We start from the raw sequence: 20212 nt of genomic DNA on the forward strand, positions 1-20212 counted from the left end.
AGACCACACCACAGGAACCGCGTTCACAGGCACCGCCACGGCCCGTTCGGAGGCGGTGGCAGGGGCGGCCGCCAACGGCGCGGCAACGTCCGTGCGGCTGTGCTGTCCTTGCTGGCAGAACGCCCGATGCACGGCTACGAGATCATCCAGGAGATCGCCCGGCGCACCGGCGGCGGCTGGAGCCCGAGCCCCGGCTCGGTCTACCCGACACTGCAGATGCTGGCCGACGAGGGCCTGATCTCCTCCGCAGAAGAAGGAGGCAAGAAGCTGTTCACCCTCACCGAGCACGGCAGGACGGAGCACACGGCCCCGCCCTGGCGCGACATCAACTTCCAGCTCGACCCGGTCGACGGCGAGCTGCGCACCGCGATCCGGCTGCTCGGCAGCGCGATGGAGCAGATCTCCCACGCGGGCACGCCCGAGCAGAAGGCCCGTGCCGTCGAGCTCTACAACGAGCTGCGGCGCAAGCTCTACGCCATCCTCGCCGAGGAGTGACCTACCACCGGTCGTGCACGTGCGGCCTGATCAGCTCGTCGTACACCGCTTCGACCGCCTTCTGGTCCACTCCGGTCAACTCAGCCGCCGCCGCGTTGGACCGCGCCTGCTCCACGTTGCGAGCACCGGGGATCACCACGGTGACACCGGCCTGGTCCACGATCCACCGCAGCGCGAACTGCGCCATGGACGCGCCCTCGGGCACCAGCGGCCGGAGCCGTTCCACGGCCTCCAGCCCCACCTCGAACGGCACCCCGGAGAAGGTCTCGCCGACGTCGAACGCCTCACCGTTGCGGTTGTAGTTGCGGTGGTCGTCCGCGCCGAACTGCGTGTCCTTGCTGTACTTGCCGGACAACAACCCGGACGCCAGCGGCACGCGCGCGATGATCGCGACCCCCGCCTCGGCCGCCTTGGGCAGCACCTCTTCGAGCGGCTTGAGCCGGAACGCGTTCAGGATGATCTGCACGCTGGCCACGTTCGGCCGCTTGATCGCCTCGAGCGCTTCCTCGACCTTCTCCACCGACACGCCGTAAGCAGCGATCCGCTGCTGCTCCACCATCTCGTCGAGCGTGTCGTACACCTCGTCCCGGCTGTACACCGGCGTCGGCGGGCAGTGCAGCTGCACCAGGTCGAGCGTGTCCACCCCGAGGTTGCGGCGGCTGCGGTCGTTCCACGCGAGGAAGTTCTCGCGGTTGTACCCCTCCGTGGTCTGCGCCGGCAGCCGCCGCCCCATCTTGGTGGCGACGAAGACGCCGTCGTCCTTGCGCTCCTTGAGGAACCGCCCGACAAGCGTCTCGCTGCGCCCGTCGCCGTACACGTCCGCGGTGTCGAAGAAGTCGACCCCCGTGTCGGCGGCGGCGTGCAGCAGCGCGAGCGCCTCGCTCTCGTCCACCTCGCCCCAGTCGGCGCCGAGCTGCCAGCACCCCAGCCCGACGACGCCGACCTGGCGGTTCAACCTGCCTGCGTTTCGCTTCTCCACGAACCGAAGCCTAGTCCGGCCGGAACAAGCTCACTCGTTCGGGAAGAGCGCATCCTCGACAGCATCAAGCTCTTCTTGAGAGAGCTCAGGAGGTGTCCAACCGAGCGAAGCCGCGTGTCTCACGAATTCCTCCGGTACGCACACGTTGTAAACGCGTACATAGTGAGCGAGATCAGACGGCCACAACCAGGTTCCGTCGGTAAGCGTCTCCAGGCGACCGATTCGGGTCTGCTCTTCGCTCAGTACGTCGTCCACGAAGGAGGTGGTCACGGCAAAGGTGGAGCCGCGCTCGAGGTAGGCCGCCAACCGTTCCTGAAGTTTCGGGTCACTCTTCCCAACGCAGTCCTGTATGGACGGATCATCAGGAGCTCCATGGATCAGCTCGCGAAAGTTGCCGAGCGAACGAACAGCCATGAACCGCTTCTCCAATCAAGTGACGCTCAGGTCGCTACGGCAGCCGAGCAGATCCAGTGCAGGGAGAAGGCCTCGATCTACGCAGCAGTGACCGGCGGTGATCTTCGAAAGTATTTCACAATACTCCTGAATCGGGGAGCTACGACTGGTCACCAGAGCGGGCGATCGGGCACGAATGGACGCAAATGACCGTCTTGACAGACCCAGACGGTCGGATTTACTAGATTACGAACGACGGCGAACTGATTCCAAGGGCGATTTCTACGCGATTGACGGCACCAGCAATCTGACCTGGGCACGCTACGACGAGCAGGCCTCCGCGTGGACGAAGAGGGTGCTCGCCACCGGGTGGAACAACGGCACCCTGTACCGGACCCAGTACCACGCGGACGTCCAGCGCTGGGGCTCCTACCTGAAGCTCGTCAACGATGGCGGCTGGAACATGCACCGCAGGGTTTTCTCGCCAGGAGCGGACGTTCTCCACGCCGTGGAGAACAACAGCCAGGGCACATTGTGGTGGTACCGCTGATCAGACACGACCAACACGTGGAGCGAAGCCCGCAACTTCAGCGGGGCTGGGCAGCCGATTGGCAGATCGGCGCAATGTCCAACGCCTGCACGCTCGCCGGCCTGCCCTCGCCGGAGCGACCGGCACCGCGGCCGGTGCAGGACCTGGCCAGGAGTGAGCTGATCGAGACCACGAACGGCCTGATCCAGGGCTTCTACGTCGACACGTGGGGCACGTTGAAGAGCGCCACGCAGCAACAGGGCTCGGCGGTCGACTTCCTCACCATCGAGTCGATCGAGACGCCGACCACGATCAGCACGACGCCCAGCGCGATCATGTCGAAGGACGGACGGCCGAACGTCTACGCGCTCGGCACCAACACCGACACCTACGAGGCCACGCGTCTGCCGAACGGCATCACCTGGCCCGCACTGTCGTCGTTCGGCGGTTGGACCACGAGTCTGACCAAGGCCGTGAAGTACGCGGACGGCCGGATGCAGTTCTTCGCCCTGGACTCGCAGGGCTCTCTGATCGGCCGCACTCAGGAGACCCTGGACGGCCACGTGTGGCCTTGGACCAAGGTGGGCTTCTCCGCCCTTTCCGGCGAGGTGATCGCGTTTCCGGCCGGCAACCAGCTCGAGGTGGTGGTCCATGACAGCAACGGCGTCGTCGCGAGCTCCCGGTTCGAGAACAGGACCCAGGCGGACACCGACCCGTCGATGCTCGCGACGAGTACCGGCAAGGTCGTCGTAATGTACCGCAACGTCGACGAGCTGACCTTCACCTTCGAGCTCGCAGCTCCGGCCGGTGTGGCCAGCCGCTCCGCAGGAGCACCGATGGACCGGTACGTCGGCGGTCCTTCGCCGAAGCCGAAGAAGCGCTGAGGCCGTGTGAGCTGGGGAGCCACGCTCTCCAGCTCACACGATCAGCCCGGTCGGCTTGCGCCGCACGTGCAGCCGATACCCCACCGGAAAGCTCAATCCCTCAACGGACGCGATCGCCCGCTCGGCCACCCCGGCGGAGAACTCGATGCGCAACACCGACTCCAAGGCCTCGCGCGACTCGAACCGCCACTCGGCGACGACCCGGCGCAACGAGAACCCGTTGTCCGTGAAGAACTTCTCCACGGCGGCCGGGTCGTACCGCGGCTCGTCCGCGCACAGCCACGGCCCGTACGGCGCGGCCGACCCGTCGAGGTCGACGATCGCGATTGCGCCACCCGGCCGCAGCACGCGGTCCGCCTCCCGCAGCCCCGGTTCACATCCGGGACCGAAGAAGTACGCCGTCCGCGCGTGCACCAGGTCGGCCGAGGCGTCGTCGAGCGGCAACCGCTGGGCGGGCCCGGACACGACGCGGGTGTTCGGCAGCCCGGCCACCCGTCGACCAGCCCGCGCGACGAGCGGCGGGTGGGGTTCGACGCCCACGACCGAACGCGCGGACGCGGCGAAGATCGGCAAGTGGAAACCGTCACCGCAGCCGACGTCGACCACGTCGGCCGCGTCGAACGGGCACTCCTCGCGCAACGCCGCCCAGATCGCGCCATGCACGTCCTGCGCGCGGTTCTCCACCTCGTAGACCTCAGGCCAATGCCAGATGTTCGGGCTCGGCACCACGTCCACCGGGCGCACCGCCGCCAGCGCCGCCCGCACGAATCCCCTCACGCAGCCACTGTAAGACCTCTATTTGCCGGTGACCGTACGAATTCGTCCACTTACGGCGTAGCGTGACCGCATTCCTTCCCTGCAGGAGGCGGCAGTGTCGATCGCGCCCAACACACCCCAGCTCGCGCCCTTACTCGGAGGCAGCCCGTGCTGGGTCGAACGCTCCGTCGACGACCTCCGGGCGACGATCGAGTTCTACACCGGACTGTTCGGCTGGCACTACGCCGACGACAACGGCTGCACGGTGGCGATGGTCGACGGCGTCCCCGTCGCCGGCTTACCGCAGGGTGAACCGGAGCCGTGGCGGTTGTACCTGGTCACGCCGCACGCGCGGGCCACAGCGGAGAAGGCCCTCCTGCTCGGCGGCTCGGTGCTGCGCGACCCCGAGGACGGGGCGGACCACACCCAGAGCGCCGTGATCAGCGACCCGACCGGCGCCGTCGTCGGGTTCCGGCACGTACCGGAGGACTGGCGGTTCGGCATGAACGGGCACGGCGCCTACGCGTGGGCCGAGCTCAACACCCGCGACGGCGCGGCGGCCGACGAGTTCTTCGGCGAGCTGTGCGGCTTCGACATCACGCAGATCGGCGACGGGCAGCGGCTGGACTACGCGTCGTGGTCCATCGAGGGCGTCGAGGTCTTCGGCCGGCAGAAGATGGGCCGCGAGTTCCCCTACGGCGAGCGTTCGCACTGGATGGTGTACTTCAACGCCGCGCCGGAGATCGGCACGGACTCCGTGGCCTACCGCGTGCTGGAGCTCGGCGGACGGGTCACCGTGGAGCCTTACGACACGCCGTTCGGGCGCATCACCGTGGTCGAGGACCACGCGGGAATGGCGTTCTCCGTGATCGACCCGTCCCGCGTCGTCGAGGCCGAGCCGCGCACCGCGGTGGACGACCCGTTCGACGACTAGTGGGGCGTCACTGCACGAACAGGTGCAGCAGCAGCCAGGAGGCGACGGCGGACGGCAGCAGCGAGTCCATCCGGTCCATGATGCCGCCGTGGCCGGGCAGCAGCGTGCCCATGTCCTTGATGCCGAGGTCGCGCTTGATCAGCGACTCGACCAGGTCGCCCGCGGTGGACGTGACGACGATCGCGGCGCCGAACAGCGCGCCGTGCCACCATTGGCCGTCCAACAGCGTGGTGACGGTGATCGCGCCACCGACCACGCCGGCGACCAGTGAACCGGCGAAGCCCTCCCAGGACTTCTTCGGGCTGATCGTCGGCGCCATCGGGTGCTTTCCGAGGAACACACCGGCCGCGTACCCGCCCACGTCGGACAGCACCACGCCGATGATGAACGCGAACGCGCGGCCCGCACCGTCGTCGGGGACGACGAGCATGGCCGCGAACGCCGCGAACAGCGGCACGTAGACGACGGTGAAGACCGACGCGCTCAGGTCGCGCAGGTAGCCGTCGGACCCGCCGCGGAACCGCCAGAACATGCAGACCAGCACGGTGACCACGAGCGTGGTCATCATGCCGTCGCGGCCCAGCGGCCAGGACAGCCAGATGATTGCCTGGCCGCCGATGAGAGCGGGCCACAGGGCGACGTTGATGCCGCCCTTCTTGAAGGCGTTCGCGAGCTCCCACGTCGACACCGCCGCGGCGGCCGCGACGATGCCGATGAAGGTCTCCTTGACGGTCAGCAGCGACGCGATGATCACCGCGCCGAGGCCGACGCCGACCAGGACCGCCGACCTCAGGTCACGTCCCGCCCGCGACGGCTTCGACGCGGGCACGTCCGCGGGACCGCCTGCCACCTGTGCTCCCATCACGACCTCCGCCCGGCCAGGGCAATCACGCCTGCCGCGACTCGGCCGGGCGAACCATCAGGGGGAATCAGACTTCGAGGAGCTCGGCTTCCTTGTGCTTCACGAGCTCGTCGACCTGCGCGGTGTACTTGTGGGTCAGAGCGTCGAGCTCCTTCTCACCACGTGCGCCGTCGTCCTCGCCGACCTCGCCGTCCTTGACGAGCTTGTCGATCTCTTCCTTCGCCTTGCGGCGGACACCGCGGACGGAGACGCGCGCGTCCTCGCCCTTCTGCTTGGCGACCTTCACCATGTCCCGGCGGCGCTCCTCGGAGAGCTGCGGGATGACGATGCGGATGACGGTGCCGTCGTTGCTCGGGTTGACGCCCAGGTCGGAGTCCCGGATCGCCTTCTCGATCGCGTTCAGCTGGCTCGCGTCGTACGGCTTGACGACCGCCATGCGCGCCTCGGGGACCGAGATGCTGGCCATCTGGTTCAGCGGCGTCATCGAGCCGTAGTAGTCGATGTTGATGCGGTTGAACATCGAGGGAGTCGCTCGACCGGTCCGCACGGAGGCGAGGTTCTCCTTCGCCACCGAAACCGCCTTCTCCATCTTCTCCTCGGCGTCGAGGAGGGTCTCGTCGATCACGACTGCTCCTTGCTCTGCGTGTTCGTGCCCTTGTCCCGGTCCAGGTCTGATCCCACCAGGTCTAGAAGGCGGGCCGGCCACCGGGGGTGTTGACCAGGGTGCCGATCTTCTCACCACGGACCGCGCGCGCGATGTTCCCCTCGGTGAGGAGGTTGAAGACGAGGATCGGCATGTTGTTGTCCATGCAGAGGCTGAACGCCGTGGCGTCGGCGACGTTGAGGCCGCGCTCCAGCACCTCGCGGTGGGTGATGTTGTCGAACATCAGCGCGTCCGGGTCGATCTTGGGGTCGGCCGTGTAGACGCCGTCGACGGCCTTGGCCATCAGCACGATCTCGCAGCCGATCTCCAGCGCGCGCTGGGCGGCGGTGGTGTCGGTGGAGAAGTACGGCAGACCCGCGCCGCCACCGAAGATCACGACGCGGCCCTTGTCCAGGTGGCGCATCGCGCGGCGGGGGATGTAGGACTCGGCGACCTGCGTCATCTGGATGGAGGTCTGCACGCGGGTGTCGATGCCGTGCTCGCGCTCGAGGAAGTCTTGCAGCGCCAGGCAGTTCATGACCGTGCCGAGCATGCCCATGTAGTCGGCGCGCGAGCGGTCCATGCCGCGCTGCTGCAGCTCCGCACCGCGGAAGAAGTTGCCACCACCGATGACGACGGCCACCTGCACGCCGGACCGGACGACCGCAGCGATCTGCCGGGCGACTGTCTGGACGACATCGGGATCGACCCCGACGCCACCACCGCCGAACATCTCGCCACCGAGCTTGAGCATCACCCGGTTGTAGCCGTGGCTACCTTCTTCGCTCACAGGTCAGTCCTCCTCAGCGCCATTGGTCAGGACATAGCAAGGGCGGGGTCGCCGTCTTCTCGCAACCCCGCCCTCACCGTGATCAGCTCTGGCCGACCTCGAACCGAGCGAAACGGGTGACCGTCACGCCGGCCTCGTCCAGCAGGGCCTTGACCGTCTTCTTGCTGTCCGTCACGGAAGCCTGCTCCAGGAGCACGACGTCCTTGAAGAAGCCGTTGACGCGACCCTCGACGATCTTGGGGAGCGCGCCCTCGGGCTTGCCCTCCTCGCGAGCGGTCTCCTCGGCGATGCGGCGCTCGTTGGCGACCAGGTCCTCGGGGACCTCGTCACGGGTGACGAACTTCGGGCGCATCGCGGCGATCTGCATCGCGGCACCCTTGGCGGCCTCGGCGTTGTCGCCGGTGTACTCGACCAGGACGCCCACGGCGGGCGGCAGGTCGGCGGCGCGCTTGTGCAGGTAGGTCGAGACGGCACCGTCGAAGTCGACGGCCTTGGCCAGCTCGAGCTTCTCGCCGATCTTGGCGGAGAACTCCTGGACCAGCGCGTCCACGGTCTTGCCGTCGACCTCGACGGCCTTGAGGGCCTCGACGTCCGCGACCTTGTTGGCCTTGGCGATCGCGACGATCTCGTCCGCCAGCGCGATGAAGTCGGCGTTCTTGGCGACGAAGTCCGTCTCGCAGCGCAGCTCGACCATGGCACCGTCCTTGACGGCGACGAGGCCGTTGGACGTGGTGCGCTCGGCGCGCTTGCCGACGTCCTTGGCGCCCTTGATGCGCAGGATCTCGACGGCCTTCTCGAAGTCGCCGTCAGCCTCGTCCAGGGCCTTCTTGCAGTCCATCATGCCGGCGGCGGTGAGCTCGCGGAGCTTCTTGACGTCCGCGGTGGTGTAGTTCGCCATCGTTTTCCTTCTGCGATGTACGCGCTTGAGTCACGCGGCGCCCGCTGGTGCGCGGGCGCCGCGTGGGAGATCAGGACTGGACGGGCTGCTCTGCCGCAGCCGGGGCCTCGGCGGAGGTGCTGGCCTCGGCAGAGGTGCTGGCCTCGGCGGAGGTGTTGGTGAGGAGCTCCTGCTCCCACTCCGCCAGCGGCTCGTCGACGGCGACCTCGGGCTTGTCCTGGCCCTCGGCGGCGTCGCGACGGGCACCGGAGCGCTGCATGAGACCGGCGGCGGCGGCCTCGGCCACGACCTTGGTCAGCAGGGCGGCGGAACGGATCGCGTCGTCGTTGCCCGGGATCGGGTAGTCGACCTCGTCCGGGTCGCAGTTCGTGTCGAGGATCGCCACGATCGGGATGTTCAGCTTGCGAGCCTCACCGACCGCGATGTGCTCCTTCTTGGTGTCCACGATCCACACGGCGCTGGGCACCTTGGACATGTCGCGGATACCGCCGAGCGTGCGCTCCAGCTTGTCCTTCTCGCGGTTCATCATCAGGATTTCCTTCTTGGTGAAACCCTGGAAACCGCCGGTCTGCTCCATCGACTCGAGCTCCTTGAGGCGCTGGAGCCTCTTGTGGACCGTCGAGAAGTTGGTGAGCATGCCGCCCAGCCAGCGCTGGTTCACGTAGGGCATGCCGACGCGGAGCGCCTCGTTGGCGATGGCCTCCTGCGCCTGCTTCTTGGTGCCGATGAACAGGATCGACCCGCCGTGCGCGACCGTCTCCTTGACGAACTCGAAAGCCCGGTCGATGTAGGTCAGCGTCTGCTGCAGGTCGATGATGTAGATGCCGTTGCGCTCGGTGAAGATGTAGCGCTTCATCTTCGGGTTCCAGCGGCGGGTCTGGTGCCCGAAGTGCACGCCGCTGTCGAGCAGCTGCTTCATGGTTACGACGGCCATGGCCGGTTCGCACCTCATCTGTCGGACGCGCCAGGTCTCACCTTGCGCGTCGGTTCGGTTGACGCCTCCGGCCGGGGTGGCCGTCGGCCCTGGTGCCGTAGCCGTCGCCCGCACCCGCGGAGCATCTCTGCACCGCCAGGACCGTCGGACGTCGTGACTCGACCCAGCTAGCGACAGCAGGTCGGATCTGCGTTGGCACGCGAAGTCGTCCCGCACAGACGGGACGCGCCCGACAGTCTACGCCCCACCCCCGACAAACCTCGAATCGGCAGGTAGCCGGAGGGAGCACTTGTCCACAACCCCCGAGTTGTCCACAGTTCCCAGCTCGCCGGTGGTCCCCGGGACACCCCCTACCCGAAGCTGTCCCCATGCTCCTCCCCACCACCCTGCTCCTGGCGACCCTCCTGACCCCGGCCACCACGCGCTGCTCGTGGCCCCTGCCCCCGCCGCACCCCGTGGTGCGCGCGTTCACCGCCCCCGCCACACCGTTCGGCCCCGGCCACCGCGGCGTCGACCTGGCCGCCCCCGCCGGCACACCGGTGCTGGCAGCCGCCGACGGCACCGTCGCCTACGCGGGCGCGGTCGCCGCCAGAACCCTGGTCTCGCTCCAGCACCGCGGCCCCCTGCGCACGACCTACGAACCGATCACGCCCGCGGTCACCGCCGGGAGCACCGTTCGCCGCGGCGAGGTGATCGGCCACCTCCAGCCCGGCCACTGCCCGACCCCGTGTCTGCACTGGGGCGCCCGCCGCGGCCACGACTACGTCGACCCGCTCCGCCTGCTCTCCTCCGGCCGCGTCCGCCTGCTCCCCACACCCCCGCCGTCCACGGCCCGCAGCCCGTGATCCGCAGCCCGTGACCCGCCCTCCGCTCACCGCCCGCACGGGCCGCTCGCGCACCCCGGTTCCACTGCGCAACCGATCGCCACTCGATCGAGTGAATTGCCCCAGACACCCCTCCGGGAGGCCCGATTCACCCTCGTTTCCGAGCCCCACTCACCTCTTCGAGACCTCAAGCCGCCCCTTCGTGGCGCACTCCGACACGACAGGGGGACCACGACTCGGGCACGTTCCGGGCGCGAGGTGGTGAGCCATGGCCCCGATCGGGCAGCGGCGAAATGCCCCGTTCGGGCGGCGGGTGCACAGCGCGAGCCACAGCGCGAACCGCAGCTCGGTCCGGCGGTCCCTGGTGAACCACCCTGTCCACCAGCCCCGACCCACCCTGTCCGCAACCCCAGCTCCTCCAGCCCGGCCCAGCGGCTTCGGGTCTACGAGCCTCAGGCCCACCAGGCTCAGTCCACCAGCCCGGTCAGGCGGCCTCAGGCCACCACCCACCCCAGTCGATCAACCGTGGCCCAGCGGTCATGTTCCGGCGGCGAGACCACAGGCGCGTGTCAACGGCAGCCCGGTGCGGACCAGGTTGCGACGGAAAGGAGGCGGTCTAGGCCTCAGACTGCTCGTTGAGCTTCGTGCGCAGGCGCAGGACGGCGCGGGTGTGCAGCTGGCAGACGCGGGACTCGGTCACGCCGAGGACCTTGCCGATCTCGGCGAGCGTCAGGTTCTCGAAGTAGTACAGGGTGACGACCACGCGGTCGCGTTCGGCGAGTTGGGCGATGGCGTCGGCGAGCTGCCGGCGGCTGTCCTGGTCGACGAGGCTCGCGACCGGGTCCTCCGCGGCGTCGTCGGGCAGCGACTCGGCGAGCGAGGAGCCGCCCTTGTTCGGCGCGATCAGCTCGTCGAGGGCGACGACGCTGGTGAGCTGCAGCTGGCCGTAGAGCTCGCGCAGTTCGGCCAGCCCGATCTTGAGCTCTGCGGCGAGCTCGCGGTCGGTGGGCGTGCGCTGGAGCTTGGCGCCGAGGCGTTCGAGGGCGCGTTCGACGTCGCGGGCGCGGCTGCGGACCGAGCGCGGCACCCAGTCCTGCGAGCGCAGGTCGTCGAGGATCGCACCGCGGATGCGCTGCATGGCGTAGGTCTCGAACTTGAGGCCGCGTTCCGGCTCGAACTTCTCGATGGCGTCGACGAGGCCGAAGATGCCGGACTGGATCAGGTCGGCCACGTCCACGTGCGCGGGCAGGCCGGTTCCGACGCGACCGGCGACGTACTTGACCAGCGGCGCGTAGTGCAGGACGAGGCGGTCGCGCTCGTTCTGGTCGCGCGACCCGCCGTAGCTGCGCCACAGCGCGACGATGCCGGCCTCGACGTCGTCACCGGACCGCACGTCCGCGCGCGTCACCGCGGTCGGAGCGGCCACAGGCGTGCCGTTGACGTGCGTGTCCGCACCGGGTTCTGGGGCCGACCCGGTGCTCACCTCAGTGCGCGGCGCGCCGTTCTGACGGTGACCGTTGCTCGCCTGCTTGATGGCGGTTGCGGGCACGATGGGTTCAGGGGGCACGGTCGCCGTACGCGATCCTCCCCCTGCGGCGTCAGGAACGGGGGTGGGTTCGGTCATGGATCGCCTTCAGCCGTTCGACAGTGACGTGTGTGTAAAGCTGAGTCGTTGCGAGCGTAGCGTGACCGAGCAGTTCTTGGACGGTGCGCAGGTCCGCTCCTCCTTCCAGCAAATGGGTCGCAGCGGAGTGGCGCAACCCGTGCGGCCCGATGTCCGGTGCGTCCGGCACCACGGCGACGACCTCGTGCACCAGCTGGCGAACGGCCCGCTGGTTGAGCCTGCCGCCGCGGGCGCCGAGGAACAGCGCCGGCGGTGAATCGGCTGCTACCAGGGCATTCCGGCCTTGGTCGAGCCAACGCCGCAACGCTCGCTCGGCCGGAACGCCGAACGGTGCGGTGCGCTCGCGTCCACCTTTGCCAAGAACTCGAATCACCCTTAGGGAGTAGTCGACGTCGTCGAGGTCAAGCCCGCAGAGCTCAGCCACGCGGACACCTGTGGCGTACAGCAACTCCACCACGGCCTGATCACGCAGCGCAACCGGATCGCCCTCGGAAGCGCCAGAGGATACGGCCTCCATCGCGTCCTTCGCCTGATCCACCCGCAACACCGCCGGCAACGTGCGGTGCGGCCGCGGCGCGGCGAGCCGCGGACCGGGGTCTGCGGCGAGGTGCCCGGCTCGGTGCGCCCAGGCCGTGAACGTCCGCGCCGCCGCCGCACGCCGCGCGAGGGTCGTGCGACTCGACCCTTCCGCGCGTTGAGCAGCGAGCCACGACCGCAGCCCGGTCAGGTCGATCCGGCCCACGTCGGCGTTCTCCGGGCTGTCCCCCGCGACGTGTCCGAGCAGCGCGACGACATCTCCCATGTACGCGCGCACCGTGTGCGGCGAGAGATCACGCTCCAACGTGAGGTGCCGTTCGTACTGCCGCAACGCCTCCGCGACGTTGGTCGGCAGTTTTTCTCGCAGGCGAACGAGATCGACACGGCGTGTCCGACCATGCGGCGGCGGGGACATAGGCCAAGACGCTGCGCCAGTCGGGGCGTTTGGTCAAGTCTCGCCACACCCCCACGCCGTCTGGGAGCGCTCTCATGATCGTTCAGCCGGTAACGTTCCCACTCCCCGTGACGACAATCGGCACAACAACGGCCACGGATCACCTTTCGGAGTAGCGTTCACGGCCACCACGACCGCCCAATCGGCCGAAGGCCCACCTTCTTCCCTCTCGACGTGGAATGAAGCCCTAACACCAGAACCGCTGACAGATTCATTTTGACTCCACAATGGACAGATGAGAAGCGCAGGTCATGCGGTCACCTGATCACCGCGGCACCTCCACCCGCTGCCAGCCGCCGTCGGCCTGCAGCGCCAACCCGGCCAGCTCCAGCTCGGGCAACAACGCCCGCACCCGTTCCAAGGCCACCCCGGACTCGACCGACGCGACCTCGGCACTGACCGCGCTGCGCTTCCCGAGCGCCTCGTACACGCGCATCGCCTCGCCCTGCGGTGCGCCGATCTCGCTCTGCTTCTGCGCGGGCTGGGTGGCGAGGTCGTCCCCGAACCGCCCCACCGACTCCACGACCTCCGCAACGGAACTGACCGGTTCCGCCTGCCGGTCCCTGAGCAGCTCGTGGCACCCGGCAGAGCTCGCGGACGTCACCGGCCCCGGCACGACCATGAGCACCCGCCCCAACGCCACCGTGATCGCCGCCGTGTTCTTGGCCCCGCTGCGCCGCCCCGCCTCGACCACGACGGTCCCGACCCCCAACGCCGCGATGAGCCGGTTGCGCGTCAGGAACCGGTGCCGCGCCGGCGTCACCCCCGGCGGGTACTCGCTGATCACCAGTCCTTCCTTCGCGATCTTCCCGAGCAACCCCTGGTGCCCGGCCGGGTAGGCGATGTCCACCCCGCAGGCCAGCACCGCGACCGTCACCCCGCCACCGCCGAGCGCACCCCGGTGAGCCGCACCGTCGATCCCGTACGCCGCACCGGAAACAACGGTCACCCCGGCCTGCGCCAGCCCGTACCCGAACTCGGCGGCAACGTGCTCGCCGTACCCGCTGGCAGCCCGCGACCCGACGACGGCCACCGCTTTCTCGGTGACCTCCCCCAGGTCGTACGGCCCCCGAACCCACAACGCCAACGGCTCACCACCACACCGCAACCGCCGCGCGTGCCCCAACGTCAACGCGATGAACGGCCACCCCGGCCACTCCGCGTCCTCGGGCACCACCAACCGCCCACCCCGCCCAGCGATGCGCTCAAGGTCTTCATGCGCCCGCTCCTCGGCCCTGCGCGCGGACGTCTGGCTGACCACCGACGGCGAAACTTCGCCGCTTCGCACCAACCGCGCCGCCTCCACCGGCCCCACCTCCGACACCAGCCCGGCCAGCGCCCCGGCATGCGGTTCAGCAACACGCGAGAGGTACGCCCTGGCAAGACGAACGTCGTCGGGCGCGGTGCCGGTCACTGGAACCACCACCAGGGAAGCCACCGCTGCCATGGACGTGGCCACCACGGCGGACTGGTGGAAGGAGTCCATACGCGGACCACCGAGGGCAGCCGGAAGGACGGCAGGCTTGCGATCGGCGAGGCGGCGATGGCCAGGGCGGGCGAGGCGGGGAACAGGTTCACGGTCGGGCTCCTGTCTGGGGTGTCTGAGGTGGGTGGGTTGATCGGTTCGTGAGCGGACGGGCTGAGGAGAGCTGGAGGCGCGTAGGCGGCGTTGTGGGGGAGGAGAGCGGGACGCCCGCCGGGGAGGGCGGGCGTCCCGCTTGTGGGGCCGGACGCAGAGCCGGGGCTCGAACGCCCTGCGTCCGGCTGTCTGGGGGTCGTGCGGTTCCGGAAGGGCGGGGGGTGGGGCTGGGCGCGGAGTGGGAGTGGGCTCCGCGCCCGGCGGTCTGGTGGTGGCGGAGTACGGCGGGAGGTGGACGGCGGCCAGCGCCGGGTCGGGTCGGGGCGGGTTGAACGGGTCGGGCCGAACGGGGCGGGTCGAACGGCGTAGTTCGGGCCGGGGATGTGTCGGTCCTGGGCGGCGGGCGAGCCCGGTCGGGCTGGGTCGGGGAGGAACTGGGCCGGGCGGGACTCGGCCGGGCGGGATCGGGCGGACGGGATCGGGCAGACGGGATCGGGCGGGACTGAGCTGATTGAGCTGGGCGGATCAGGACAGAGGGCTTGGGCTTGCCGGACGCCGCCTTGGGCCTGGCGGACGCTGCTTTGGCTTTGGTAGGCGCCGCCCTCGATGTGCGGTGATGACCGTGCTGGAGCGGCGGCGGCGGCGGTGGGGCGGTGGCCGTGGGGCGGCGGTGGCCGTGGGGCGGCGGTGGCCGTGTGGTGGGGCAGCGGCGGTGTGGCAGCAGTGGCCGCGGGGCGGAGGCGGGGCGGCGGTCGCCGCAGTGGGGCGGGCGGTGGCGTTGCTGGGGCTGGTTGCCCGCGCGGGCGAGGTGGGTTGTGGACCGTGGGTGGGTTGTGGGTGGGTGGGTTGTAGGCAGGCGGGTTGGGGGTAGGTGGGCGGGTTGGGGGTAGGTGGGCGGGTTGAGGTGGGTTAGTAGCGGTCGCGGAAGGAGAGGGCTGCGGCCACGTGGTCGGAGGTCGGGCGGGCGGACTCGGAGAGGTCGGCGAGGGTCCAGGCGACGCGGAGGCAGCGGTCGGCGCCGCGGCCGGTCAGGGCGCCGGTGGCCAGGGCGCGGTCCAGGAGGGCGGTCACGGGGCGTGGGAGGGCGAACTCGCGGCGGAGGGAGGGGCCGGGGACGTCGGCGTTGGTCTGCCAGGGGTGGCCGTGGGCGGACCAGCGGGCGGCGGCTCGGGTGCGGGCGGCGAGGACGCGGGCTCGCACTGTGGCGGTGGGTTCGGGTGGGGTGGCGTCGGCGTTCGACATCGCGGTCATCGGGCGCATGCGGACGCGCAGGTCGACGCGGTCGAGGAGGGGGCCGGAGAGGCGGGACCGGTAGCGGCGGCGCACGGCCGGGGTGCAGCAGCAGTCGATCTCCTTCGGCGGGGCGCAGGGGCAGGGGTTCGTGGCGAGCACCAGCTGGAAGCGGGCCGGGTAGCGGGCGGTGCCGTCGCGGCGGGCGATGCGGATCTCGCCGTCCTCCAGGGCGGTGCGCAGGGACTCGATGGCCTTCTGGCCCCATTCGCAGGCCTCGTCGAGGAACAGGACGCCGCGGTGCGCGCGGGAGGCGGCGCCGGGTTTCGCCAGGCCGCTGCCGCCGCCGACCAGGGCGGCGATCGAGGTCGTGTGGTGCAGCGTCACGAACGGCGGGCTGGACACCAGCGGCGCGTTGCTCGACAGCACGCCCGCCACCGAGTGGACGGCGGTGACGGCCAGCGCGTCCTGGCGGCTCAGGGGTGGCAGCAGGCCGGCGAGGCGTTCGGCGAGCATCGTCTTGCCGGTGCCCGGCGGGCCGGTCAGCAGCAGGTGGTGGGCGCCCGCGGCGGCGACCTCCAGGGCCCAGCGCGCCTCGGGCTGGCCCACGACGTCGGTCAGGTCGGGGACCTGCGGCGGTGGCGGGTCGGCCAGCTCGGGGACGGGTGCCAGCGCCGGGACGTCGCCGCGCAGCCACGTGAGCACCTCGCCCAGCGTCTGCGCGCCGTGCACCTCCACGCCGTCGACCAGGGCGGCCTCCGGCAGCGCGTCCACCGGCACCACGGCGGTGCGCAGGCCGGCGCGGCGGGCGGCCAGCAGGGCGGGCAGGACGCCGCGGACCGCGCGGACCCGGCCGTCGAGCGCCAGCTCGCCCAGCAGCACGGTGCTGCCGAGGCGGTCGGGCGGGACCGAGCCGGCGGCCGACAGGGTGGCGCAGGCGATCGCGAGGTCGTAGCTGCTGCCGCCCTTCGGCAGCGCCGCCGGGGACAGGCCCAGCACGATGCGCTGCTTGGGCCACTCCTCCCGCGTGTTGCGGACGGCGGCCTTCACCCGCTCCTTGGACTCGTGCAACGCGGCGTCGGGCAGCCCGAGCAGGTGGGTGCGCGGCTGGCCGACCCCCACGTCCGCCTCGATCTCGACCACGAGGCCGTCGACGCCGTACAGCGACACCGACCACGCCTGCGCGAGGCCCACGTCAGGCCCCTCGCAGGTGCTGCACCTGCGGTTCGCCGCCCGGTGGCCAGAGCACCGAGATCAGGTCCACCCGCACGGGGCACCACCCGACCTGGTGCGCGCCGAGCCAGCGCAGCGCCGTGCGCCGCAAGCGGCTCAGCTTGCGTTCGTCGACCGCCTCGTCCGGACGCCCCCAGGCCGGCGCCGTGCGCGTCTTGACCTCGACGACCACCAGCTGGCCGCTGTCGACCGCGACGACGTCGAGCTCTCCGTCGCGGCACGTCCAGTTCCTCGACAGGACCACCAGGCCCTGCTGCTCCAGGTACCTGCACGCCAGGTCCTCACCCCTGCGGGCCAGGTCCTGCTGCGGCCGCCTGCGGACCAGTACCGGTGCTTCCATCGCCTTCGCCTCCCTGCGGGTCGTTGGGTACGACCTTGCAGGGTGGGGCGGGGCGGGTGGTGGGGCCGAGGGGAATCTGTGGACAACTCGGTGGCTGTGGACAAGTCGGCCGTTGTGGATCTTGAAACGGCGGAGTTGTCGGTGGGGTGTGCTACGTGGGGAACGGCCCGCTCTCCGGCAGGCGCAGGTCCGGCTTGTCCAGCTCCTCCACGTTCACGTCCTTGAAAGTGATGACACGAACGTTCTTGACGAACCTCGCGGGCCGGTACATGTCCCACACCCACGCGTCCGACATGCGCACCTCGAAGTACACCTCGCCGTCGGCGTTGCGCACCTGCACGTCCACCGAGTTGGCCAGGTAGAACCGCCGTTCGGTCTCCACGACGAACGAGAACTGGCTGACGATGTCGCGGTACTCCTTGTACAGCGACAACTCCATCTCGGTCTCGTACTTCTCGAGATCCTCTGCACTCATTACGCCTCCGCGCGGTTCATCTGCTCCGCGCCCTCCCTCGTCGCGAGCTCCCCGATGTTCTCCGGGGAAGCCCCATTCTGGACCACGGCCGTCGCGGCCATGCTGCGCGCCACCCTGTGCGGCGCGGCGAGACCGTGCTTCTGTGCCGCGGCGGCCACGTTCACCCATGACCAGCGGTGCTCCGCGCACGGCCCGTGCTCCATCAACGCAGCCGTGTGCTCGGCCGTGCAGTAGCCCTTGTGCACGTTGAACGCGTACTCCGGACACCGCTCGTGCAGCTCGGCCATGATGCGGTCCCGCGTGACCTTGGCCAGCACCGATGCCGCCGCCACGCACGCTGCCGCCTGGTCGCCCTTGATCACCGCGACGCTCGGCGCGGGCATCCCCGGCACCTTGAAACCGTCGGTGAGCACGTACCCGGGTTGCGTCGACAGCTGCGCCACGGCCCGGCGCATGCCCTCGATGTTCATGACGTGGATGCCGAACGCGTCGATCTCGGCCGGCGACACCACGACGACGGAGTGATCCAAAGCACGCTTGCGCACCAGGTCGTACATCCGGTCGCGCGCCGCCGCGGTCATGAGCTTCGAGTCGTTCAGGCCCTCGAACCGCGCCGCGTCACCCGGCCGCAGCACGCACGCCGCGATCACCAGCGGCCCCGCGCACGACCCGCGCCCCGCCTCGTCTACACCGGCGACCGGACCGAGGCCACGGCGTTCCAGCGTGCTCTGCAGCGCCCAGTTCCCCGACGAGCCGCGTACGACCGCACGGGGCGGCATCAGCATCGTCATCGGCGGAATCGGTCCCGCAGTCGGCGTCCGAGCAACAGAAGCGGCCACGCGGCGACGATACCCAGGCCCATCGGGACGGTTTCCTGCCATCCCGGCGCACCCATCGACACGACCTGCGGGTTGTGGTCCGACACGCCCTGCCACCGCGACGGGGGCAGCACGATCACGCGCGCCTTGCCGATCACGTCGTCCACCGGGACCAGGCCGTTCAGGCCACCCTGCCCCTGGCAGCGCGAGTCGCACGAGTGGTTGCGGTTGTCGCCGAGCACGAACAGCTTGCCCTCGGGGATCTTGAGCTCCTCGAACGACTCCTGCACCGCCTCGGTGCCCTCGTCGAAGTGCTTGTACGGCTCGTCGAGCGGTTTGCCGTCCACGAGCACCCGGTTCTGCTCGTCGCAGCACTTCACCGTCTGCCCGCCCACGGCGATCACGCGCTTGACGAAGTCCTCCTCGTTGGCCGACGGCAGGCCGACCAGCGACCCGAGCCACGACAGGCCCTCCGAGACCGGGTTGCCCGGCTCGTCGACGAGGAAGTCGTTCTGCCAGGCAGGCGGCCCGCGGAACACGATCACGTCGCCGGGCGCGGGCTCGCTGAAGCGGTAGGTGACCTTGTCGACGAGCACCCGGTCGCCGTAGCAGTCGGTGCACCCGTGCAGCGTCGTCTCCATCGACTCCGACGGGATCATGTAGACGCGGCCGAGGAAGACCTGGATGCCGATCGCGAGACCGAACGCGACCAGGATGAGAACCGGCAGTTCCTTCCAGAAGTTGCCCTTTTTCTTCTTCTTCGAGGTTTCGCCCGAAGCGTCCGAAGTCGGCTCGTCACTGGACGGCGTGTGCTCTGGATCGACGTCAACCACGAGATCAGCCTAGGGGCTGAGGGTTGTGGTCGGACACCGCACGCCACCGTTCTTTCGGGAAAACGACGTACCGCGCCTTGCCGATGACGTTCTCGACGGGCACTGTGCCCGCTACGCCCCCGCCGCCCTGTTTGCGCGAATCGGTGGAGTTCATGCGGTTGTCGCCCATTACGAACAGGCGCCCATCCGGAACTCGTATCGGCGCGAACGGTTCGTGGTCGGCCGGCGACGTGCCCGCCTGCCAATGCACATAGGGCTCATCGAGCGGTTTGCCGTCGACCACCACGCGGTGCTGCGCGTCGCAGCACTCCACGGTCTGACCAGGCAACGCGATGACGCGCTTGACGAAGTCGCGTTCGTTCGCGGGCGCGATGCCCACCAGCGAACCGACGTTGCGCACAGCGCGCGCGATCGGGTTCGTCGACGGCGGGGCGCCGCGGAAGTCGTTCGTCCCCCACGCCTCGGGGCCGCGGAACACGACCACCTCGCCCGGTTCGATGTCGCTGAACCGGTAGGTGAGCTTGTCGACCAGCACGCGGTCGTTCTCGCACCCGGAGCAGCCGTGCAGCGTGCGTTCCATCGACGCCGAGGGGATCACGTAGACCCGCGCCACGAACGCCTGGATCAGCACCGTCAGCACGACCGCCGTCACGACGACGTGGAGAACATCCCTCCAGACAAGAGCACGCCCCCGCCCCGGTTCATCCGGTGCGGAGGCGTCCTCGAAGTCTTCTGGGCCTGAAGCCACCGATCAGGAGACCGGACGGGCCTCGCGCTTCTCCTTGATCTTGGCGGCCTTGCCGCGCAGCTCGCGCAGGTAGTACAGCTTGGCGCGACGCACGTCACCGCGGGTGACGACCTCGATCTCCGAGATGTTCGGGGAGTGCACCGGGAAGGTGCGCTCGACACCGACGCCGAAGGAGACCTTGCGGACGGTGAAGGTCTCGCGGATGCCGCCGCCCTGGCGACGGATCACGACGCCCTGGAAGACCTGGACGCGCTCGCGCTGGCCTTCGATGACGCGGACGTGGACCTTCAGCGTGTCGCCGGCGCGGAAGGCCGGGACGTCGGAGCGCAGCGACTGGGCGTCAAGTGCGTCCAGGATGTTCATCGGTGGTCCTCACGTGTGTCTGTGAACTCCCCAGAGCATGTTCCATGGCTGTGCACG

At 69.6% G+C, this 20212-nt stretch carries 22 protein-coding genes and 1 pseudogene; 5 read left to right on the forward strand and 18 right to left on the reverse strand.

Annotated features, from left to right (window positions below; genetic code table 11):
* Window positions 1-99 precede the first annotated feature (99 nt).
* A complete protein-coding gene (locus ACZ7CF_RS25725) occupies window positions 100-495 on the forward strand; it encodes a PadR family transcriptional regulator (protein ID WP_360390932.1) in 396 nt (131 codons plus the stop codon).
* Window position 496: 1 nt separating this feature from the next.
* Here ACZ7CF_RS25725 and ACZ7CF_RS25730 read toward each other — a convergent pair whose 3' ends face one another.
* Together ACZ7CF_RS25730 and ACZ7CF_RS25735 are read right to left on the reverse strand one after the other, a co-directional pair.
* A complete protein-coding gene (locus ACZ7CF_RS25730) occupies window positions 497-1474 on the reverse strand; it encodes an aldo/keto reductase (protein WP_470370768.1) in 978 nt (325 codons plus the stop codon).
* A gap of 30 nt (window positions 1475-1504) precedes the next feature.
* Window positions 1505-1888, reverse strand: a complete 384-nt coding sequence (locus ACZ7CF_RS25735; protein WP_470370769.1) for a hypothetical protein — start codon at window positions 1886-1888, stop codon at window positions 1505-1507.
* A gap of 334 nt (window positions 1889-2222) precedes the next feature.
* Between ACZ7CF_RS25735 and ACZ7CF_RS25740 the strand changes: the two genes are divergently transcribed.
* Together ACZ7CF_RS25740 and ACZ7CF_RS25745 are read left to right on the forward strand one after the other, a co-directional pair.
* Window positions 2223-2417: a tachylectin-related carbohydrate-binding protein gene (locus ACZ7CF_RS25740; protein WP_470370770.1), complete on the forward strand. Its 195-nt coding sequence runs from the start codon at window positions 2223-2225 to the stop codon at window positions 2415-2417.
* A gap of 74 nt (window positions 2418-2491) precedes the next feature.
* Window positions 2492-3280, forward strand: coding sequence for a DUF8189 domain-containing protein (locus tag ACZ7CF_RS25745; protein ID WP_470370771.1), 789 nt, complete (start codon window positions 2492-2494; stop codon window positions 3278-3280).
* Window positions 3281-3313: 33 nt separating this feature from the next.
* On the opposite strand, the gene ACZ7CF_RS25750 is transcribed toward ACZ7CF_RS25745, so the two are convergent.
* Entirely contained in the window at window positions 3314-4057 is a 744-nt protein-coding gene (locus tag ACZ7CF_RS25750) for a class I SAM-dependent methyltransferase (RefSeq protein ID WP_470370772.1), read from the reverse strand.
* A gap of 94 nt (window positions 4058-4151) precedes the next feature.
* Between ACZ7CF_RS25750 and ACZ7CF_RS25755 the strand changes: the two genes are divergently transcribed.
* Window positions 4152-4970, forward strand: coding sequence for a VOC family protein (locus ACZ7CF_RS25755; protein WP_360390943.1), 819 nt, complete (start codon window positions 4152-4154; stop codon window positions 4968-4970).
* A 7-nt stretch (window positions 4971-4977) separates the two neighbouring features.
* Here ACZ7CF_RS25755 and ACZ7CF_RS25760 read toward each other — a convergent pair whose 3' ends face one another.
* The 5 genes from ACZ7CF_RS25760 to rpsB form a co-directional block, all read right to left on the reverse strand.
* Window positions 4978-5832, reverse strand: coding sequence for a phosphatidate cytidylyltransferase (locus ACZ7CF_RS25760; RefSeq protein ID WP_360390946.1), 855 nt, complete (start codon window positions 5830-5832; stop codon window positions 4978-4980).
* Between the two features lie 67 nt (window positions 5833-5899).
* Window positions 5900-6457, reverse strand: coding sequence for a ribosome recycling factor (frr, locus tag ACZ7CF_RS25765; protein ID WP_360390948.1), 558 nt, complete (start codon window positions 6455-6457; stop codon window positions 5900-5902).
* 61 nt (window positions 6458-6518) lie between these two features.
* Complete coding sequence (gene pyrH / locus ACZ7CF_RS25770) at window positions 6519-7229, reverse strand: UMP kinase (protein ID WP_458434326.1); 711 nt, start codon at window positions 7227-7229, stop codon at window positions 6519-6521.
* 118 nt (window positions 7230-7347) lie between these two features.
* Entirely contained in the window at window positions 7348-8163 is an 816-nt protein-coding gene (tsf, locus tag ACZ7CF_RS25775; RefSeq protein ID WP_360390954.1) for a translation elongation factor Ts, read from the reverse strand.
* Between the two features lie 70 nt (window positions 8164-8233).
* Window positions 8234-9097, reverse strand: coding sequence for a 30S ribosomal protein S2 (gene rpsB / locus ACZ7CF_RS25780; RefSeq protein ID WP_360390957.1), 864 nt, complete (start codon window positions 9095-9097; stop codon window positions 8234-8236).
* A gap of 368 nt (window positions 9098-9465) precedes the next feature.
* Here rpsB and ACZ7CF_RS25785 point away from each other — a divergent pair, with 368 nt between their 5' ends.
* On the forward strand, window positions 9466-9942 hold the full coding sequence (locus tag ACZ7CF_RS25785) for a M23 family metallopeptidase (protein ID WP_458430617.1): 477 nt from the start codon (window positions 9466-9468) through the stop codon (window positions 9940-9942).
* Window positions 9943-10537: 595 nt separating this feature from the next.
* On the opposite strand, the gene ACZ7CF_RS25790 is transcribed toward ACZ7CF_RS25785, so the two are convergent.
* The 10 genes and pseudogenes from ACZ7CF_RS25790 to rplS all read right to left on the reverse strand — a co-directional run bounded on the left by ACZ7CF_RS25790 (window position 10538) and on the right by rplS (window position 20155).
* Window positions 10538-11470 carry a FliA/WhiG family RNA polymerase sigma factor gene (locus ACZ7CF_RS25790; protein WP_470370773.1) on the reverse strand — a complete coding sequence of 311 codons (933 nt, stop codon included), beginning with the start codon at window positions 11468-11470 and terminating at the stop codon, window positions 10538-10540.
* A gap of 49 nt (window positions 11471-11519) precedes the next feature.
* Window positions 11520-12497: a tyrosine recombinase XerC gene (locus tag ACZ7CF_RS25795; protein ID WP_470370774.1), complete on the reverse strand. Its 978-nt coding sequence runs from the start codon at window positions 12495-12497 to the stop codon at window positions 11520-11522.
* A 304-nt stretch (window positions 12498-12801) separates the two neighbouring features.
* Complete coding sequence (gene dprA, locus ACZ7CF_RS25800; RefSeq protein ID WP_470370775.1) at window positions 12802-13950, reverse strand: DNA-processing protein DprA; 1149 nt, start codon at window positions 13948-13950, stop codon at window positions 12802-12804.
* Between the two features lie 1074 nt (window positions 13951-15024).
* Window positions 15025-16539 carry a YifB family Mg chelatase-like AAA ATPase gene (locus tag ACZ7CF_RS25805; protein WP_470370776.1) on the reverse strand — a complete coding sequence of 505 codons (1515 nt, stop codon included), beginning with the start codon at window positions 16537-16539 and terminating at the stop codon, window positions 15025-15027.
* A gap of 1 nt (window position 16540) precedes the next feature.
* Complete coding sequence (locus ACZ7CF_RS25810; RefSeq protein WP_360390974.1) at window positions 16541-16918, reverse strand: YraN family protein; 378 nt, start codon at window positions 16916-16918, stop codon at window positions 16541-16543.
* Between the two features lie 151 nt (window positions 16919-17069).
* Complete coding sequence (locus ACZ7CF_RS25815; RefSeq protein WP_030468024.1) at window positions 17070-17393, reverse strand: DUF2469 domain-containing protein; 324 nt, start codon at window positions 17391-17393, stop codon at window positions 17070-17072.
* Window positions 17393-18184, reverse strand: a complete 792-nt coding sequence (locus ACZ7CF_RS25820; RefSeq protein WP_360390977.1) for a ribonuclease HII — start codon at window positions 18182-18184, stop codon at window positions 17393-17395. Before ACZ7CF_RS25820 ends, ACZ7CF_RS25815 begins: the two co-directional genes overlap by 1 nt.
* The gene (gene lepB / locus ACZ7CF_RS25825; protein WP_458430612.1) at window positions 18181-19044 is read right to left on the reverse strand and encodes a signal peptidase I; all 864 of its coding nucleotides are present in this window, start codon (window positions 19042-19044) and stop codon (window positions 18181-18183) included. The genes ACZ7CF_RS25820 and lepB (ACZ7CF_RS25825) overlap by 4 nt, the downstream gene beginning before the upstream one ends.
* Window positions 19045-19060: 16 nt before the next feature.
* Window positions 19061-19792 (reverse strand): annotated as a pseudogene (gene lepB / locus ACZ7CF_RS25830) (signal peptidase I); the annotation flags it as partial.
* A gap of 3 nt (window positions 19793-19795) precedes the next feature.
* A complete protein-coding gene (gene rplS / locus ACZ7CF_RS25835; protein WP_360390982.1) occupies window positions 19796-20155 on the reverse strand; it encodes a 50S ribosomal protein L19 in 360 nt (119 codons plus the stop codon).
* Window positions 20156-20212 lie beyond the last annotated feature (57 nt).

It is taken from the genome of Lentzea sp. NPDC036955 (assembly GCF_055608005.1).